General features: G+C 66.6%; 1 protein-coding gene. It reads left to right on the plus strand.

Translation table 11 applies throughout. The features are described from left to right. Positions 1 to 314 (plus strand): SapC family protein (locus tag AC0IYH_RS30565; RefSeq protein WP_471837908.1); only part of this gene is annotated, 314 nt, incomplete at both ends.

A 314-nucleotide genomic window follows, 5' to 3' on the forward strand; every position in this document is an offset into this window, starting at 1 on the left:
GACGGCGTCAATCAGTTGCCGATCTTTCCGTCCGAGTTCGAGGCGGCCCAGCGATCCTGTCCGATCATCTTCCGGCCTGAGGGCGAAGGGCTTCAGGCGCACGTCCTGCTCGGACTGGACCGAGACGAAAACCTGTTCCTGGACGGTGACCGTTGGACGAGCGGCTACGTGCCCGCATTTCAGCGTCGTGGCCCCTTCTCGATCGCCGTGAGCTCCGGCACGGCAGGCGACGGCGACCCGGCCGAGCCGATGATCCACATCGACCTGGACGACCCCCGCGTCGGAGCCGAGGACGGATTGCCGGTGTTCCGGGA

It is taken from the genome of Pseudomonas sp. AC463 (assembly GCF_979253585.1).